The organism is Amycolatopsis sp. NPDC089917 (assembly GCF_040684635.1).
GTDB lineage: Bacteria > Actinomycetota > Actinomycetes > Mycobacteriales > Pseudonocardiaceae > Amycolatopsis.
Genome location: NZ_JBFBGL010000084.1, coordinates 1 through 16,981 on the forward strand (window position 1 = coordinate 1; position 16,981 = coordinate 16,981).

At 69.6% G+C, this 16,981-nt stretch carries 14 protein-coding genes; 5 read left to right on the plus strand and 9 right to left on the minus strand.

Features of this window, described 5'->3' with window-relative positions; translation table 11 throughout:
- Nucleotides 1-289 precede the first annotated feature (289 nt).
- From AB0N89_RS36780 to AB0N89_RS36790, 3 genes are all read right to left on the minus strand, one after another.
- Nucleotides 290-1,321 (minus strand): sigma-70 family RNA polymerase sigma factor, encoded by a 1,032-nt coding sequence (locus AB0N89_RS36780; RefSeq protein ID WP_039919262.1) that lies wholly within the window; start codon nucleotides 1,319-1,321, stop codon nucleotides 290-292.
- A 246-nt stretch (nucleotides 1,322-1,567) separates the two neighbouring features.
- Nucleotides 1,568-1,993 carry a D-aminoacyl-tRNA deacylase gene (dtd, locus tag AB0N89_RS36785; RefSeq protein ID WP_364214908.1) on the minus strand — a complete coding sequence of 142 codons (426 nt, stop codon included), beginning with the start codon at nucleotides 1,991-1,993 and terminating at the stop codon, nucleotides 1,568-1,570.
- Nucleotides 1,993-3,486, minus strand: coding sequence for a methyltransferase (locus AB0N89_RS36790; protein WP_364214911.1), 1,494 nt, complete (start codon nucleotides 3,484-3,486; stop codon nucleotides 1,993-1,995). Before AB0N89_RS36790 ends, dtd begins: the two co-directional genes overlap by 1 nt.
- A 27-nt stretch (nucleotides 3,487-3,513) precedes the next feature.
- On the opposite strand from AB0N89_RS36790, the gene AB0N89_RS36795 reads away from it, so the two are divergent.
- Both AB0N89_RS36795 and AB0N89_RS36800 read left to right on the plus strand, forming a co-directional pair.
- Nucleotides 3,514-4,779, plus strand: coding sequence for an amidohydrolase (locus AB0N89_RS36795; protein ID WP_364214914.1), 1,266 nt, complete (start codon nucleotides 3,514-3,516; stop codon nucleotides 4,777-4,779).
- A 17-nt stretch (nucleotides 4,780-4,796) separates the two neighbouring features.
- Complete coding sequence (locus AB0N89_RS36800) at nucleotides 4,797-5,150, plus strand: DUF3099 domain-containing protein (protein ID WP_191254288.1); 354 nt, start codon at nucleotides 4,797-4,799, stop codon at nucleotides 5,148-5,150.
- A 239-nt stretch (nucleotides 5,151-5,389) separates the two neighbouring features.
- Here the strand turns inward: AB0N89_RS36800 and AB0N89_RS36805 are convergent, their stop codons facing one another.
- The 4 genes from AB0N89_RS36805 to AB0N89_RS36820 are packed head-to-tail and all read right to left on the minus strand — an operon-like array spanning nucleotide 5,390 to nucleotide 8,639.
- The gene (locus AB0N89_RS36805; RefSeq protein WP_364214917.1) at nucleotides 5,390-6,265 is read right to left on the minus strand and encodes a PfkB family carbohydrate kinase; all 876 of its coding nucleotides are present in this window, start codon (nucleotides 6,263-6,265) and stop codon (nucleotides 5,390-5,392) included.
- A complete protein-coding gene (locus tag AB0N89_RS36810; protein WP_364214920.1) occupies nucleotides 6,262-7,179 on the minus strand; it encodes a pseudouridine-5'-phosphate glycosidase in 918 nt (305 codons plus the stop codon). The genes AB0N89_RS36805 and AB0N89_RS36810 overlap by 4 nt, the downstream gene beginning before the upstream one ends.
- 9 nt (nucleotides 7,180-7,188) lie before the next feature.
- Nucleotides 7,189-7,833 (minus strand): hypothetical protein, encoded by a 645-nt coding sequence (locus AB0N89_RS36815; RefSeq protein ID WP_364214923.1) that lies wholly within the window; start codon nucleotides 7,831-7,833, stop codon nucleotides 7,189-7,191.
- Nucleotides 7,833-8,639, minus strand: coding sequence for a sporulation protein (locus tag AB0N89_RS36820; protein ID WP_364214926.1), 807 nt, complete (start codon nucleotides 8,637-8,639; stop codon nucleotides 7,833-7,835). The genes AB0N89_RS36815 and AB0N89_RS36820 overlap by 1 nt, the downstream gene beginning before the upstream one ends.
- A gap of 58 nt (nucleotides 8,640-8,697) precedes the next feature.
- Between AB0N89_RS36820 and AB0N89_RS36825 the strand changes: the two genes are divergently transcribed.
- Nucleotides 8,698-8,940, plus strand: coding sequence for a DUF3039 domain-containing protein (locus tag AB0N89_RS36825; protein WP_005164469.1), 243 nt, complete (start codon nucleotides 8,698-8,700; stop codon nucleotides 8,938-8,940).
- A 123-nt stretch (nucleotides 8,941-9,063) separates the two neighbouring features.
- Nucleotides 9,064-9,900, plus strand: a complete 837-nt coding sequence (locus AB0N89_RS36830; RefSeq protein ID WP_364214929.1) for a hypothetical protein — start codon at nucleotides 9,064-9,066, stop codon at nucleotides 9,898-9,900.
- 142 nt (nucleotides 9,901-10,042) lie between these two features.
- Here AB0N89_RS36830 and AB0N89_RS36835 read toward each other — a convergent pair whose 3' ends face one another.
- Nucleotides 10,043-13,183, minus strand: coding sequence for an efflux RND transporter permease subunit (locus tag AB0N89_RS36835; protein WP_364214932.1), 3,141 nt, complete (start codon nucleotides 13,181-13,183; stop codon nucleotides 10,043-10,045).
- A gap of 132 nt (nucleotides 13,184-13,315) precedes the next feature.
- On the minus strand, nucleotides 13,316-14,440 hold the full coding sequence (locus AB0N89_RS36840; RefSeq protein ID WP_364214935.1) for a YihY/virulence factor BrkB family protein: 1,125 nt from the start codon (nucleotides 14,438-14,440) through the stop codon (nucleotides 13,316-13,318).
- Nucleotides 14,441-14,704: 264 nt separating this feature from the next.
- Between AB0N89_RS36840 and AB0N89_RS36845 the strand changes: the two genes are divergently transcribed.
- A complete protein-coding gene (locus tag AB0N89_RS36845; protein WP_364214938.1) occupies nucleotides 14,705-16,459 on the plus strand; it encodes a DEAD/DEAH box helicase in 1,755 nt (584 codons plus the stop codon).
- Nucleotides 16,460-16,981: the final 522 nt, after the last annotated feature.

The window sequence follows — 16,981 nt, forward strand, 5'->3', positions numbered from 1 at the left end:
CGCCCGTGTGGGGGGTCGCTCTGTGCTATTCCGTTAAAAAACCCGAATCGCCACTCACGACCACCTGTACCGACTGCAATTCTCGCGCTGCACTTTGTCGCCGCGCCGGACAAATAGTTCGGGAGGCCGGGCCCACCCCGACGGACCCGACCTCCCGGGGAAAGCGATCCGGGCGCGAACACCCGACCGCGAAGACTTATCGACCTGCTCGACGGTCTCGTGACGCAGGTCATAAGTCAACGCTGCCGAACGGGTGTTGCTTTTACCGCGCCGAAAGGCTTAGTGAGAACTACGAAGCGTAGGCGCGCAGGCGGTCCGCCCGCTCACCCTGGCGAAGCTTCGACATGACCTCTCGCTCGATCTGCCGAACGCGCTCACGGGACAACCCGAAGTGCTTGCCGATCTGGTCGAGCGTGCGCGGCTGGCCGTCGTCGAGGCCGTAGCGCAGACGGATCACCTGGGACTCCCGGTCGTCCAGCGTCGCGAGCACGCGGCGCAGGTCGTCCTGGAGCAGACCGGAGATCACGGCGCTCTCGGCGTCGGTCGCCTCGGAGTCCTCGATGAAGTCACCGAGCGGGGCGTCCTCCTCGGTGCCGACCGGCATGTCGAGGCTCACCGGGTCACGCGAGTGGTCGAGCAGGTCGGAGATCTTGTGCGCCGGGATGCCCGATTCGGCGGCCAGTTCCTCGTGGGTCGCGTCACGCCCGAGCTGCTGGTGCAGGTCGCGCTTGATGCGGGCCAGCTTGTTCACCTGTTCCACCAGGTGGACCGGCAGCCGGATGGTGCGTCCCTGGTCGGCCATCCCCCTGGTGATGGCCTGGCGGATCCACCAGGTGGCGTAGGTCGAGAACTTGAACCCCTTGGAGTAGTCGAACTTCTCCACCGCGCGGATCAGACCCAGGTTCCCCTCCTGGATCAGGTCGAGCAGCGGCATCCCCCGGCCGGTGTACCGCTTCGCGAGAGAGACCACGAGGCGGAGGTTGGCCTCCAGCAGGTGGTTCTTCGCGACGTGGCCGTCGCGCACCAGTGCGGACATCTCCGAGCGGCGCTTCGGCGTGAGGCCTTCGGTCGTGTCCAGCATGTGCTGGGCGAACACTCCGGCTTCGATGCGCTTGGCCAGCTCGACCTCGTCGGCGGCCGACAGCAGCGCCGTCTTGCCGATTCCGTTGAGGTACACGCGAACGAGGTCCGCGGCCGGGCTCTGGGCGTCGAGGTCGGCGTCGGTGAGCGCCCCCGTGCTCACCGGCTCCTGGGTGGATTGCGCCGGGATACGGCGCTCGCGAATCCCGCGCGCTTCGCGTTCGAGAGTCTGGACTGACATTCTGCCTCCCCGGTCACGGGCTGAACGTGCTGCGGTGTGTCCGCCGGATCCGCCTCGGCGTAGCAAGCCCTGTGGAAAACCCGCTACTCCTCGTCGGCCCGGCTTGGCCGGACACTTTGCTCAACGCCGGGAGGTTCGAAAACGTTCCCGGCCGCTACAGGAGAGACGGGTGGCTGACCTGGGACGTTGCTCGACCAACCCTGAGCTTTTCCTGAGAATGCCCGCGCCCGGGAGAAACTATGTGGTCTAGACCTCTATGAGGAGGGTGAACGGACCGTCGTTCACGCTCCGCACCGCCATCGTCGCCCCGAAGCGACCGGTCTCGACCCGCGCGCCGCGTTCGCGCAAGGCGTCGACGACGGCGGTCACGAGGGGTTCGGCGATTTCGGGGCGGGCGGCCGCCGTCCACGACGGACGGCGGCCCTTGCGAGTGTCCCCGTAGAGGGTGAATTGGCTTACGACGAGCAGGGGAGCGCCGGTGGTGGCGCAGGACTCCTCGTCGCGAAGAATGCGAGCTTCGTGCAGTTTGCGCGCCATCGTGGCCACCTTCGACTCGTCGTCGTCGGCGTGGATTCCCAGCAGTACCAGCAAACCCGGTTCGCCGATGGCGCCCGTCACCTCGTCGCCGACGGTCACGCTCGCTTCCGTGACCCTCGCCACCACCGCCCGCATCAGGCGGGAAGGAGCATGCCGTGCCGGACCAGCTCCCGCACGACCGGCAGCGCGGCCTCGGCCAGTTCCTCCGGTCCGAGGCCCTGAGCGGCCGCCAGGAGCACGATCAAGTCCTCCAGCGGCAGCGCGCCCCGGCAGCCCGCGAGCAGCCTGGTGGCGAGCTCGTCGACCTCGTGCGACCACCCGGGTCCGTCGGTGCGGTGCAGTCGCTGGACGGTCGTGGCCCAGCCTTCCTCGCCCGGCTCGGCGACACTCTCCAAAAGGACGCTTTCCGGGACCCGGAAACGGACATCGAGGAGCGAATCGCCGTTGGCGCGCAGCCATTCCACCCGATCCAGCCACTTCGCCGCCTCGGCGCCCAGCGGGTCGTCGTAGGCCTGGCGCAGGTCCTCGCACACGATCGTCGGCGTCGCGCCACTCGCCCGGCGCAGGGTGACGAAGCCGAAACCGATGCCCTGGACGTCGTTTTCGGCGAACCAGTCGAGCCAGGCGCCGGATTTCGCACGGCCCTCGGGGGAGCGGGGGTCGATGCCCGCGTCGCGCAGCCACGTGCCGACATAGAGGCCCGGATCCGCGATGTCCCGCTGGACGAACCACGCGTCGGTCTCGGCGGGCAGCCAGCGGGTCACCCGATCGCCCCAGTCCTCGCCCTCGACGTGCAACCAGGAAGCCAGGAGCTGGCCGGTGCCGCCGTCGTTGAGGAACCCGGGCAGCTGCCGCACGACGAGCGCGCTGGCGTCGTCGCCGGCGAGACCGGAGTCGCGGTAGGTGTAGTCCACCCGCGGCGGGCCGACCACGAACGGCGGATTGCAGACGATCTGGTCGAACCGGCGCCGCGCGACCGGCGCGAACCACTCGCCCCGCACGAGTTCGACGTCCAGTTCGTTGAGCCGGAAGGTGGCCGCGGCCAGTGCCAGCGCGCGGGCGGAGACGTCGGTCGCGGTGACCTTCTTCGCGTGCCGGGTGGCGTGCAGCGCCTGGACGCCGTTGCCGGTGCCCACGTCGAGCAGGCTGCCGACCTCGCGACGGCTGGTGGCCCGGATCAGGCTCATCGAGGCGTGCCCGACGCCGAGCACGTGGTCTTCGGGCACGGTCTCGCCGAGGACGTCGGCGTCGAGGTCGGAGACGACCCACCACGACCCTTCGTCGTCGCCGTGCGGGCGGACGTCGAGTCCGGCCCGGTAGCCGTCGGCGGTGGGCACGAGCAGCGTGGCGGCGACCGCGTCATCGAGTGACAGTGGCGCGAAAGCGGCCTCGACGTCCTTCTCCGCCTCGGTCGACCCCAGCAGGAACAACCGGATAAGGGTGCCGAGGTCACCGGAGTCGCGGGTCGCGCGGTACGCGAGTTCGGGTTCGCCACGCCCGAGGGCGGCGTGCGCCGGTCCGAGCGCGTCGACCACGCCGTCGGTGTCGTAACCCGTCCGGCGGAAGGCGTCCCGCAGCCTCGCGCAGACGTCGTCGGACAGGTCGGGAAGGGCCGCTGATGTGCTCACGGTCGGTAATACTGCCAGGATGAAGTGGTGAGCCTCGAAAGTGTCCTGGCACCGCTGCAGGCGGCGCTGCCCGGATTGGAAGACCTGTACATCGACCTCCACCGGCACCCGGAGCTGTCGTTCGCCGAAACCCGCACCGCCGCCGAACTGGCCCGGCGGCTGGAGGCGGACGGTTACGAGGTGCACACCGGCATCGGGCGGACCGGTGTCCTGGGCGTGCTGCGCAACGGCCCCGGCCCGAAGGTGATGCTGCGCGCCGACATCGACGCGCTGCCGGTCGAGGAGAAGACCGGCCTGCCGTACGCGAGCACCGCGCGCGGGGTCGACGCCGACGGCCGCGACGTCCCGGTGATGCACGCCTGCGGCCACGACATGCACGCCACCTGGCTCTCCGGCGCGGCCTCGCTGCTCGCGTCCGGGCGCGAGCACTGGTCCGGCACGCTGATGGTCGTGTTCCAGCCGGGTGAAGAGGCGGGGGACGGCGCGGTCGGGATGGTCCGCGACGGGGTCTTCGGACCCGCGGGCAAACCCGACGTCGTGCTCGGCCAGCACGTCGTCCCCGGTCCGGCCGGCTGGGTGCTGACCAGGCCGGGCGTGATCATGGCGGCCACCGACGCGCTCCGCATCACGCTGCACGGCCGGGGCGGGCACGGCTCGCGCCCCGAGACCACGGTGGACCCCGCCGTGCTCGCCGCGTCCGTGGTGCTCAAGCTCCAGACCATCGTGTCGCGGGAGATCTCGGCGACCGAGTCCGCCGTGGTGACCGTCGGCTCGCTGCACGTCGGCACCGCGCACAACATCATCGCCGACCACGCCGTGCTCGAGGTCAACATCCGGTCGTTCGACCAGGCGGTGCGGGAGAAGGTCGTCGCGGCCGTCGAGCGGATCGTCCACGGCGAGGCCGCCACCGCGGGCGCGCCGAAAGCGCCGGAGATCGAGCGGATCGGCGCGTTCCCGGTCACCGAGAACGACGACGCGGCCACCGAAGGTCTCACCGCCGCCTTCCGCGACCACTTCGGCGAAGGCCGCGTGATGCCCGCGCCGCTGGTCACCGGCAGCGAAGACTTCAGCGAGTTCGGCCGCGCCGCCGGGGTGCCGTCGGTGTTCTGGCTGGTCGGCGGGCTGGACGCGGAGCAGGTCATCGCCGCGATGACCGCCGGACGGTTCGAACAGGACATTCCGTCCAACCACTCGCCGCTCTTCGCGCCGATCCCGCATCCGACGCTTTCGGCGGGGGTCGAGACGCTCGTCGTCGCGGCCCTGCACCGGTTCACCCACCCAGGTATCGGATGAGCCCGGGGAGTGGGAGCATGGAAGCCGGAGGTGGTGCTGTGAACGCGCCCGCCCACGGTCCCGAACCGAGGGAACCCGCTCCGGTGCTGATCACCGAAGCCGCCCCGTCCTACGAAGACCAGCTCGCCAAACGGAAGCGGAAGTACATCATCATGATGTCGTTCCGCATCCCTTGCCTCATCCTCGCCGGGATCTTCTACCAGACCTGGTGGCTCGCGCTCGCCCTGATCGCGATCTCGATCCCGCTGCCGTGGATCGCCGTCCTGGTCGCCAACGACCGGCCGCCGCGCAAGAGCGAGTCGGTCAACCGCTACCAGGCCGAGCCGACCCGTATCGAAGGCACCACGCACCGCGTCATCGACGGCGGCTGACGCGTTCCGCGTGACTGGATGGACGACACACGTGACGGGATGGACGACACGTGTGTCCAGCCGGACGACTCACAGCGGGACCCCGGCCGCACTCCTGTCGTCCGTCCCGTCACGCGTGTCGTCCGTCTGATCACGCGTGTCGTCCACTCAACCACGCGAAAGCGCCGCGTCGGTCCAGCTGGTCGTGAGTGTTTGGGTCGTTAGAACCACCCAAAACACTCACGACACCCGCACCGGGACTACGGCTGCGGCCCGACCTTCGCGACCGCCTGGGCACCCAGCCGTGTACCGGCCCGGAGAACCTCCACGGTGGACTCGCCGCGCAGCCACGCCGCCAGCACACCGGCGTCGAAAGCGTCCCCCGCGCCGGTCGAGTCGACGCACTCCGCCGGCTGCGAAGGCACCGAAGTGATGGTGCCGCTCGCGTCCACCCAGCTGGCGCCGTCGAGACCGGCGGTGACCACGACCTCGCCCACGTAGTCCAGCAGTTCCTTCGCCGCCTCGGGATCGCTCGACCCGGTCAGCGCGACCAGCTCGCTCGTGTTCGGCATCAGCAGGTCGACGCCGCGCACGTCGTCGAGGAAGGCCGCCGGATCGGTGATCAGCGTCGCCGCCTGCGGGTCGACCGACGTCGTCAGCCCGGCCTTCTTCGCCGCCGCCAGCGAGGCGAGCGCCGCGGGCCGCGACGACGGGTACAGCAGGACGTAGCCCGAGAGGTGCAGGTGGCTCGCACCGCGCAGCGCCGCCTCGGTGATGTCGGAAGGGCTGAACTTCGCGTTCGCGGCGCGGTCGGCGAGCATGCTCCGCTCACCGGCGCCGTCGACGAGCACCACGACGCAGAACGTCGGTTCCTCCGGGTCCACCGCGAACTCGCAGCGGACGCCCGCCGTTTCCAGCTCGCTCTTCACCATGCGGCCGCCGGAATCGTCGCCGATCCGCGCGACCAGCGTGGTCTCGACCTCCTCGGACCGGAGCCAGAGCGCGGTGTTCGCGCCCGCGCCTCCGCTGGTGAAGTGGACCTTCGCGCGGATGTCGCCGCCGTGCGGGATGGGACCCTCGTGCCGCGCGACCACGTCCAGGCCGACGTCGCCGACGACGACGATGCCGCCGCTCATGCCGCGCTCCCCACGAGCGCGACGGCGACCGAGGTGGCCAGTTCCGCGTTGGACAGCACCAGCGCCTCGTTCGCGTCGAGGCTCACGCCGCCGCTGGCGGTGTGGAAGTGCTCCAGCAGCACCGGCGTGACGTCCTTGCCGTGCACTCCTCGCGCCTTCAGCAGTTCCAGTCCTTCGGCCAGCAGCCGGTCGTGCAGCGCTTTGTCCATTTCGGACGCTTCGGGGATCGGATTCGCCAGCAGCACCCCGGAATCGGCGTGCGCCCGGTGCGCCGCGATGACGGCTGCGGCCTGCGCGGCGTCGTCGACCCGCCATGGCACCTCGAAGCCGGACGAGCGGAGATAGAACGCGGGGAACTCGCCGGTGCGGTAGCCCAGCACCGGCACCGAGTTGGTCTCCAGCAGTTCGAGCGTCGCGGCGATGTCGAGCACCGACTTCACCCCGGAGCAGACGACCGTGGTCGGCACCTTCGCGAGCACGCCCAGATCCGCCGAGACGTCCCAGCTCAGCTCCGCGCCCTGGTGCACGCCGCCCAGCCCGCCGGTGGCGAACATGCCGATCCCGGCCGCGGCGGCCAGTGCCGCGGTGCTCGCGACCGTCGTCGCCCCGGAGCGGCCGAGGCCGACGGCCGGGCCGAGGTCGCGCAGCGAGAGCTTGTCCAGGTCCGCGCCGGGCGCGCAGACGCGTTCCAGCTGCTCGCCGGTGAGGCCGATCAGCGGGACGCCGTCGAGTACGGCGATGGTCGCGGGGACGGCGCCTCCGTCGCGTACGACCTTCTCCAGCCGCCGGGCGACGTCGAGGTTGCGGCCAGGCGGGAGACCGTGGGAGAGGATGGTGCTCTCCAGCGCGACGACGGGGTCACCGCCGGCGAGGGCGGAGGCGACCTCTTCGTGAAGGGACAGTTGCGGAGTCACGAACGAACATCATCGGTGATCCGGCTCCGCGTCACGCCAGCGGGTCAGTTCGTTCGCCAGGTTCTCGCGCGCCTTGCTCTCCCAGCGTGCCCGCGCGATGTCGCTGCGGTACAGCCGCGGCCGGGCCAGCAGGTTCTCCAGCACGCTCGCGCGGCCCGCGCGCCACTCCGCGTCGGAGTAGATCGCGTACTCCTCGCGGACACCTTTCGCGTACTCGTCGTAGCTCTCCGGGGAAGAACCGAGGATCGCGAGGTCGGCGTCGAGCAGGGCGGTGGCGAGGAGGTCGTCGTCCGGGGCGGAGTGATGGATCGTGCTGAGGACGAGGCCCTCCGCGCGGGTGACTTCGGCCGCCGGCACCCGGGCGTTGGTGAGCTCGTCGCGGGTCCAGGCCGCGCTCGCCTGCTCGTCCTCACCGGGGCGGGCGTCGTACACGACGTCGTGCGTCCACGCGGCGATGGCGACGAGGGCCCGCTCGCGCGCGCTCAGGCCGAAGGCGACGGCGAGGGCCCCGCTGTCGCGGGCGACGGCCGTGACGTGCCGCAGATCGTGGTAGCGGCGATGCGGCTCGGCGTAACGGGCCTGGAGGTCGTTCCACGCGACGGCGGCGATCCGGTGATCGCCACCGAGCCGGGTGATCGCGGTCGGCCAGTCCATCAGTCGAAGATCCCGCGTGATTTGGCCACTTCGTGCAGCCAGCCTTCGAGCTGGGGCTCCCACTTGACCCGGTCCAGCGCGGCGTGGTCGACCTTGAACAGGCCGAGGAACTCCTGCCCTCGCCCGCCGAATCCGCCGCTCTTGGACACGCGGACCCGTTTGGTCACCTCCAGCACGACCTGCGTCTCCGAGGACGAGGACAGGAAGGTCACCGCCACCGAGGTGAAGACGGGCGCGAACCGCGGCGAGGGGGTGAAGCGGATCTCCTGGAAGAACGGGAGCTGCTGCGTCGCGCCGTTGATCCGGCCGCGTTCCAGGACGGCTTCGCGGAAGACGAAGCCGATCCGGCTGAAGGCGTCCAGAATCCGTTTCTGCGCGGGCAGCGGCTCGATCGCGGCGGCGTCGACGTCGACCGGGTCGGTGACGGAGTTCGCGATGTCGAGGCTGGTCTGGAGGCCGACGGCCATCCCGTTCAGCGGTTTGCCGAAGACGCTGGAGATCGGCGTCTCCCAGGGCAGCGCGACCTCGAACGGGATGCGGACCTGCTGGCCCGGCCCGATCCGCTCGCTGCCCGCCAGCTGCTGGGCGCCGAACTCGAGGTCCTCGACACCGGGACGGCGCTCGTCCGGGAGGGTGACCCTGGCGAGCAGCTTCACCGAAAGGCCGTTGATCTCTTGATCGACTTCGCCGCCGAGCAGCAGGACCTCGCCGCGCAGGGGTCTGCCGGGGGCGACCGTGCGGTCGAGCAGCCGGGCGTCGATCTTCGCCCCGCCCGAACCGAATGTCGCGAGCACCTTCTGGAACATGGGCGAGATCCTGCCAGGTCGGCGATGTGCGCAGGAGGATTTGGGGCATTATGGAGGGGTGAGTACACAGACCCTTCCGAAGCCGGATACCCGTCCCGAGGGCACCGACGGCACCGATGACGACGCGCCGAAGATGTTCCACTACGTGCGCAAGAACAAGATCGCCGAAAGCGCGGTCATGGGCACGCACGTGGTGGCGCTGTGCGGCGAGGTCTTCCCGGTGACGAAGTCGGCGAAGCCCGGTTCGCCGGTCTGCCCGGACTGCAAGAAGATCTACGACGGTCTCAAGCCGGGCGACTGACAGCCGTCCGTCCGGTGTCCGAAACCGGACAAAATCTGAAAATCCTTCACATGGTGGCTGCCCGTCCCGGTGATCGCTGGTAATCAGTACCCGCCAGCGAAACCCCGCCGGGACGGAGCCTTCATGCGTAGAACCGGGATCGTGCTCGCCATCGCCGCGTTGGTCGCGGTGTTCTCACCCGCCGCCGCCCAGGCCGTGACCGGCTGGACCACGGTCGGTTCGGACAACGCCCGCCCGCTCGACGAGGGCCAGGGCCTGGCCACCATCGAACGGCCGTCCGGGACGATCTACCGCTACACCGGGATCACCACCGTTCCCGTGGACCTCTCCTCGCAGGGCTGGAGCCACGTCGGCGACCCGGGCTCCGCGCAGGGCTGGTACGTCGAGCCGTACCAGCGTGACGACAGGGGCGAGAAGCTCTTCCGCGTCGAGTCCCCCGACGGGAAATGGGCGAACTACAAACACGCGCTGGAGTCGTGGGAAGCGAACAACAACTCGTTCGCCGCCGTGACGCCCGACGCGCGCTGGATGGTGGCGGGCGAGTGGGGCACGATGGACCGCCTCCTCGTGCACCCGATGCCCGGCGTCGCGCACACGAACCCGTCGGCGAACCTGCCGTACTCGTCCGCGATCCGGCTCGACAAGCCGGTGCGGGACGTCCAGGGCTGCGACTTCGTCACCGCGACGCGCCTGCTGTGCTCGTCCGACGACCCCGAAGGCTCGCTCTTCGGGACGACCAAGCCGCTGCTGCAGGTGGACCTTTCCGGCGCGCTGTCCGGTTCGGACGTGACCGGGCGGGTGACCTCGCTGGGCCAGCTGCCGCTGAAGAGCACGTGCGGCGGGAACTTCGAGACCGAGGGCATCGACGTCGCCGCAGACGGGACGCTGCGGGTGGTCGTGCTGTCGCCTTCGTGGTGCGTGGCCTTCGACAGCAAGACCTGGCGGTTCCGGAAGTCCTGAGACCCCGACCACGCGAGTTCCGGCTCCAAGCACGCGAGTCACGGTTCGCGACACGGCCCCGCCGCCGCATTTAGCCGGCTGAACGCGAAAGGCACGCCGGGCCCCCACCGGCCCGGCGTGCCTTCCTCCCCTGCCCCCAGGTCTACGCGGACGGCTCCGGCGTCAGCGTCTCGGAAGCCGGCGCTTCCGAAGGCGACCGCCGGGCCTCCTTCTTCGCGCGACGCTTCTCCTTCCGCGTCTCGACCGTCGTGTACAGCGTCGGCACCAGGATCAGCGTCAGCAGGGTCGAGCTGACCAGCCCGCCGATGACCACGATCGCCAGAGGCTGCCCGATGAACCCGCCCTGACCGGTCAGCCCGAGCGCCATCGGGACCAGCGCGAAGATGGTCGCCGCCGCGGTCATCAGGATCGGCCGCAACCGCCGCCGTCCACCTTCGACGACGGCGTCGGCGACGCTCATCCCCGAAGCCCGGTACTGGTTGATCAGGTCGATCAGCACGATCGCGTTGGTCACCACGATGCCGACGAGCATCAGCATCCCGATCAGCGCGGGCAGGCCCAGCGCGGTCCCGGTGGCCAGCAGCAGCCCGATCGCGCCGGTCGCCGCGAACGGGATCGACACCAGCAGGATCAGCGGCTGGATCAGGCTGCGGAACGTCGCCACCATGATCAGGTACACGATCGCGACCGCGGCCAGCAGCGCGAGGAACAGGTTCCCGAAGGCCTCCTGCTGATCCTCGCTGACCCCGCCGAGCTTGTACGCCGCGCCGCCGGTGAAGGTCAGTCCGTCCAATTTGGACTGGATGGCCTTCGTGGTGGCGGCCAGGTCCGCGCCGGTGTTCTTGGCGGTGACAGTGGTGCTCAGCTCGCCCGAGGTGCGGTGCACCGCGGCCGGGCCGTCCACAGTGGACACGTCCGCGACGGAGTCCAGCCGGACGACGCCGGTCGCGCTCGGGATCGGCAGCGCCTTGACCGCGTCGACCGAAACCGGTGCGGAACCCGCCCGCAGCACGATGTCCGTGCGCTGACCGTCGACCGGCAGCTGGGTGACCGTGCGGCCGGCGATCGCCTGGTTCGCGATCTGGCCGATCGTGGTCGCCGAAAGCCCGCTCGCGGCGGCCTTGGCGGCGTCGACCTCGACCTGCACGCGCGGCGCGCCCTGCGCGAGGTCACTGGTCACCTCGGCCAGGTCCGGCACCCCGGACAGGGCCTGGCGGACCTGCTCGGCGGCCGGCTTCAGCGCCGCTTCGTCCGGCGCGGTGACGGTGATCGAGACCTGGTCCGAGTTGAACCCGCCCGCCTCCGCGCCGATCTTGACCTCGCCGAGTTCCGGCTTGTCCAGCTTGCCCCGCAAGCGATCCGAGAGCGCGTCGAGGTCGGTGTCCTTGGCGACGGTGACCGAGATGCTGGTCGCCGTCCCGCCACCGCCGAAGAAGTTCCCGCCGCCGATGCTGACCTGGTAGGTCTCGACGGCCGGTTCGGCGGCGAGCGCCTGTTCGACCGCGCCCGCGGCCTTCTCCTTGGCCTCCGGGCTGGTGCCGGGCGGCAGCTTCTGCGAAAGGTTCAGCGTCGTCGAGCCGGACTGGTCGAGGAAGTTCGTGTTCAGCTGCGAAGCCAGCCCGACCGTGCCGCCGAAGATGATCAGCGCCAGCAGGACCACGGTCACCCGGCGCCGGGTGGCGAACCGGATCACCGGCACGTACCCGCGCTGCAGCAGCCCGCGCCGCTCCTTGTCCTCGGCCGCCTGCCGCGTGAGCTCGGCTTCGTGCTCGTTCGCGGAGGTCTTGGGCGGCTTGAGGAACCAGTACGCCAGCACCGGCACGATCGTCAGCGAGACCAGCAGCGACGCCAGCAGCGCCACGGTGACCGTGATCGCGAACGGCGAGAACAGCTCGCCGACGAATCCGCCCACGAAGGCGATCGGCAGGAACACCGCGACGGTGGTGAGGGTGGACGAGGTCACGGCTCCCGCCACCTCGCGGACGCCGTCGAGGACCGCGCGCTGCTTCTCCTCGCCGTACGCCAGATGTCGTTTGATGTTCTCCAGCACCACGATCGAGTCGTCGACGACCCGGCCGATGGCGATGGTGAGCGCGCCGAGGGTGAGCAGGTTCAGCGACAGATCGCCGGTCCACAACGCCAGGAGCGCCACGACCACCGAAAGCGGGATCGACACCGCCGTCACGAGCGTGGACCGCAGCGACATCAGGAACAGCAGGATCACCACGACCGCGAACGCGAGCCCCAGCAGCCCTTCGGTGGTCAGGCCGCTGATCGCGTCCTTAACCGGGGTGCCCTGGTCGAACACGACGCTCATCTCGGCGCCGATCTTCTTCGACAGCTCGGGCAGCTTGTCCCGCACCGCTTGCGAGATCGCGACCGCGTTCCCGTTCTCCACCATGGTGATCGACAGGCCGAGGCTCGGCTTGCCGTTGGTGCGCGTTATCGACGTCGCCGGCGCGAACCCGGCCTGGACATCAGCGACCTCGCCGAGCCGCACCGGTTTGGGGGCCTGCGCGCCCGGACGCGAAGCCGGGTTGGCCGACGGCGTCAGGTAGAGGTTCTTGATCGTGTCCACTGTGGTCTGTCCGCCGCCGACCTGGACGGTGAGCGTCTTGTCGCCCTCGGTCAGCGTCCCGGCCGGGACCGCGGCGCCGGCGGTCTGCAGGGTGGTGGCGATCGACGACGGGTCGACGCCCGCCGCGGCCAGCTTCGCGTAGTCCAGCGCGATCGTGACCCGCGGCTGCCGCGCGCCGGTCACCTCGACGTCGCGGACGCCGTCGATCTTGCGCAGCTCCGGCGCGACCTCCCCGGTCAGCGCGGGCGCGAGCGCCTGCGGGTCGCCGCTGGTCCCGGCGGCGAGCAGGACGACCGGCAGGTCGTCGGTGGACCCCGCCGACACCGACGGCTCGCTGTTCTGCGGCAGCCGTGTCTTGACCCCGTCGACGACGCGCTGGATCTGCCCGACGGCGGCGTCGATGTCCGTGCCGAACTCGAACCGCGCGGTGATCCGCGACAGCCCCTCCGCGGAGGTCGAGCTCAGCTCTTCGAGTCCCTTCAGGCCCTGAAGGCCGCCTTCGAGCGGCTCGGTGACCTGGCGGTCGACGGCGTCCGGCGACGCGCCCGCGTACGGCGTGATGATCTGCGCCTGCGGGAATTGCAGGGACGGGAACAACTGCTGCTTCAGCTGCGGCAGGGCGAAGGCGCCGAAGCCGATCACCACCAGGGCGAGCAGCCCGATGAGACTTCGGTTGCGCAGGCTCAACCTGGCCAGCGTGGACATGACGGGATCCCCCAGAAAGGCAACTCGGGACGTGTGATTACCGCGAGCTTTTCATGGCGGAGGGTGGGCTGGATTCACACCACGGGTGGAATTCGAGTACGACTTCGGGATGAGTTCGTCCTCAGGGTGACGTCAACTTCGCCGTTTCGTCACTTGATCGGTTTCGCTCTGCGTTTCCTCGTTCACCGATTGTTCCGACGCGTGTTCGCCGTCACTTTCCGGGGAATCGCCGTTCTGGCGGGGACGGCGAAGCGGGACGGTCGTCCGTTCCCACAGTTTGCGACCCTCTTCGGCACGCATGCGTTCGCTGGCGCGTTCCATTTCCAGCCTGCGCCATTTCCGGCGCTGGCGTTTCGTCGCCTTGGCGGGCCACAGTTCCTGGATCGCGCTGTTGAAGTACGCGCCGCCGACCACCGCGAGCCCGATGAAGAACATCAACAACAGGAACGCGATCGGCGCGGCGAGCGCGCCGTAGGTGTAGCCGGTCTTGGTGATCCAGTTCAGATAGATCCGCAACCCGATGCTGGAGAGCAGGAACACGGCCATGGCGAGCATCGCGCCCGGCAGCCCGCGGTGCCACGGCAGCCTGCGCGGCAGCGAGAGCTTGTAGAGCGTGGTGAGCGCCAGCACGATCATCACGGCCAGCACCGGGTAGTACAGCGTGCCGACCCAGAACGACACCGTGTCGCGCCAGTTGGCCGGGAAGAACTGGGGGAGCAGGTCCGGCCCGATCGCCAGCAGCGGCAGCCCGACCACCAGGATGACCAGCCCGGCCAGGTACAGCAGCAGCGCGAAGATCCGCTGCCAGACGTCGTTGCGGACGCCGTACTGGTCGTGCGCCACGGTGATCGCGTCGACGAACGAGGACATCGCCGACGATCCCGCCCAGAGGGAGATCAGGAAACCGATCGAGACGATCTCGCCCTTGCCGACGAACAGGATGCTGTTGACCGTCGGCTCGATGATGTCGTGGACTGCGTTGTCGCTGAAGATCGTCTTGCTGAAGGTGATGATCCGGTCGTGGACCGCGGTCACGACCTCCTGGCCGAACCAGTCGCCGACGAAGCCGAGACAGCCGAGCAGACCCAGCAGCAGCGGCGGCAGGGACAGCGTCTGCCAGAAAGCGGCTTCGGCGGCCTCGGAGAAGATGTTGCCTTCCCAAGCCTTGTTGAGCGTGCGGCTGAGCAGGCGCAACGGACCCTTGCGGGCCTTCGCGACCTCGGCGGCCGCTTCGGGACGGCCGTTCTCCTCGCTCATGCAGCTCCTCCGCCGGCGCCGAGCGCCCTTGACGGTGTCCAGCATGGTCCATGCCGCGGCATTCGGCTCGCCACCCCTGGATTTTCGGGTGAGTAACCCGACAACGGGGGTGGCGCTTCAGGCGTTCCGGAGGCCCGGGCGGTAGGCTCTTCGGAGTGCCCTCACCTCAGGCGCCGGCGTCGCCGCCGGATATCCCAGTGGGGGTTTTCGCTTGTAGCAAGGCGATTGACCAGGGGTTTTCGGTGAAGGAGGTGGGGAACCGGCATGTCGGAAACGGTTGAACGCGGTCGAGGCGAGCTTGGCGCGCCTCCTGCGGCGAAGGACAGCACCGCCCGCCCGCTGCGGGCCTGGCAGCGGCGAGCGCTGACGAAGTACCTGACGAAGAAACCGCAGGACTTCCTGGCCGTCGCGACGCCGGGCGCGGGCAAGACGGTGTTCGGTCTCCGGATCGCCGCCGAGCTGCTGAGCGACCGGACCATCGAGAAGATCACCATCGTCGCGCCGACGGAGCACCTGAAGCACCAGTGGGCCGCCTCGGCCGCGGCCGCGGGCATCGCGATCGACTCGAACTTCCGCAACGGCGCCGGTGCGACCTCACGCGACTACCAAGGTGTCGCGGTGACCTACGCGCAGGTCGCGGCGCATCCGACGCTGCACCGCGTGCGCACCGAGAACCGCAAGACCCTGGTCATCCTGGACGAGATCCACCATGGCGGTGACGCGAAGTCCTGGGGCGACGCGGTCCGCGAGGCGTTCACGCCCGCCGTCCGCCGCCTGGCGCTGACCGGGACGCCGTTCCGCAGCGACGACTCGCAGATCCCGTTCGTCACCTACGAGCCCGACGGTTCGGGCTTCCAGCGCAGCAAGGCCGACCATTCCTACGGCTACGCCGACGCGCTCGCCGACGGCGTGGTCCGGCCGGTCGTCTTCCTCGCCTACTCCGGCGAGGCCTCCTGGCGCACGAGCGCGGGGGAGGAGTTCACCGCGCGGCTCGGCGAGCCGCTGACGGCCGAGCAGAACGCGCGGGCCTGGCGTACCGCGCTCGACCCGTCCGGTGAGTGGATCCCGTCGGTGCTCCAGGCCGCGGACACGCGTCTCGCGCAGCTTCGCGCCAACGGCATCCCGGACGCCGGCGGCCTGGTGATCGCGACCGACCAGGAGTCCGCGCGCGCCTACGCCAAGATCCTGGAGCGTCTCTCCGGCCAGAACCCGACGGTCGTCCTCTCCGACGATCCCAAGGCGTCCGGGCGGATCAAGGAGTTCTCCGATTCGACCGACCGCTGGCTGGTCGCGGTCCGGATGGTGTCCGAGGGCGTCGACGTCCCGCGCCTGGCGGTCGGCGTCTACGCCACGAGCGCGTCGACCCCGCTGTTCTTCGCGCAGGCCATCGGCCGGTACGTGCGTTCGCGCAGACCCGGCGAGACGGCTTCGGTCTTCCTTCCGAGCGTTCCGGTGCTGCTGGAACTGGCCAGCGAGCTGGAGGCTCAGCGCGACCACGTCCTCGGCAAGCCGCACCGCGAGAAGGACGGCTGGGACGACGAACTCCTCGCCCAGGCCAACCGCACCGAGGACGAGCCGGGCGAGGAGGAGAAGGCGTTCACCTCGCTGGGCGCCTCCGCCGAGCTCGACCAGGTCATCTACGACGGCAACTCCTTCGGCACCGCGGTGTTCTCCGGGTCCGAGGAGGAGCAGGAGTACCTCGGCCTGCCAGGGCTGCTCGAACCGGACCAGGTCCGCGCCCTGCTGCGGAAGCGGCAGGAAGAGCAGATCTCCGACGAGAAGCGGCGCAAGCCCAAGGCCGAGGAAGCCGCGCCGGTCGCGCGGCCGCAGTCGGTCAGCGAGCGGCTCGGTGCCCTGCGCAAGGAGCTGAACGCGCTGGTGGGCGTGCACCACCACCGGACGAGGAAGCCGCACGGCGCGATCCACAACGAACTGCGCCGGGTCTGCGGCGGCCCGCCGACCGCGATGGCGTCGGTGGAACAGCTCGAAGAGCGGATCGTCACCCTGCGTTCTTGGTGACCGCCCCGTACCAAACGCAATGAAGGGGCCTTTCATAGCGAAATTTGCTATGAAAGGCCCCTTCATTGCATCCCGCGCGAGAACACAGGGTCGTAAGTGCCGCAGGTGTGCCGCGGTGATCGGACGACACGCGTGCTCGGATGGACGACACGCGTGATCAGGCGGACGACTCACCGCGGGAGGCGGCCGGACGTCGTGTCGTCCGTCCAATCACATGAGCCGTCCATCCGATCACGCGTGTCGTCCGTCCAGTCACGCGAAACCGCCAGTTCGGTCCAGGGGCATCGGCGATCGCGCCGGTCCTCGCACCACGATCAGCTGCGCCGATCACGCTGAGTGAGTGGTGGCGGTCACACCGTCAGCGGACTTAGACTTCATACGCCTTGCTACGGCCACGTTGCCAAACCGTGTCCATTTGATGAGGCTTAATCGATTCAGCCGTCTTCCGTGAAACACGTTCGGCGGCATATGTTGTCGCCCACAACATATGCGCGATGGTGCGACCGGTCCTCCAGGATCGCC

Excerpts from the sequence above, each read along its gene's own strand:
- AB0N89_RS36830 (WP_364214929.1), top strand. The coding sequence starts at position 9,064 with ATGCGTAGAACCGGGATCGTGCTCGCCATCGCCGCGTTGGTCGCGGTG.
- AB0N89_RS36805 (WP_364214917.1), bottom strand. The coding sequence starts at position 6,265 with ATGAGCGGCGGCATCGTCGTCGTCGGCGACGTCGGCCTGGACGTGGTC.
- AB0N89_RS36845 (WP_364214938.1), top strand. The coding sequence starts at position 14,705 with ATGTCGGAAACGGTTGAACGCGGTCGAGGCGAGCTTGGCGCGCCTCCT.
- AB0N89_RS36800 (WP_191254288.1), top strand. The coding sequence starts at position 4,797 with ATGGAAGCCGGAGGTGGTGCTGTGAACGCGCCCGCCCACGGTCCCGAA.
- AB0N89_RS36840 (WP_364214935.1), bottom strand. The coding sequence starts at position 14,440 with ATGAGCGAGGAGAACGGCCGTCCCGAAGCGGCCGCCGAGGTCGCGAAG.
- AB0N89_RS36820 (WP_364214926.1), bottom strand. The coding sequence starts at position 8,639 with ATGTTCCAGAAGGTGCTCGCGACATTCGGTTCGGGCGGGGCGAAGATC.
- AB0N89_RS36780 (WP_039919262.1), bottom strand. The coding sequence starts at position 1,321 with ATGTCAGTCCAGACTCTCGAACGCGAAGCGCGCGGGATTCGCGAGCGC.
- dtd (WP_364214908.1), bottom strand. The coding sequence starts at position 1,993 with ATGCGGGCGGTGGTGGCGAGGGTCACGGAAGCGAGCGTGACCGTCGGC.
- AB0N89_RS36815 (WP_364214923.1), bottom strand. The coding sequence starts at position 7,833 with ATGGACTGGCCGACCGCGATCACCCGGCTCGGTGGCGATCACCGGATC.
- AB0N89_RS36835 (WP_364214932.1), bottom strand. The coding sequence starts at position 13,183 with ATGTCCACGCTGGCCAGGTTGAGCCTGCGCAACCGAAGTCTCATCGGG.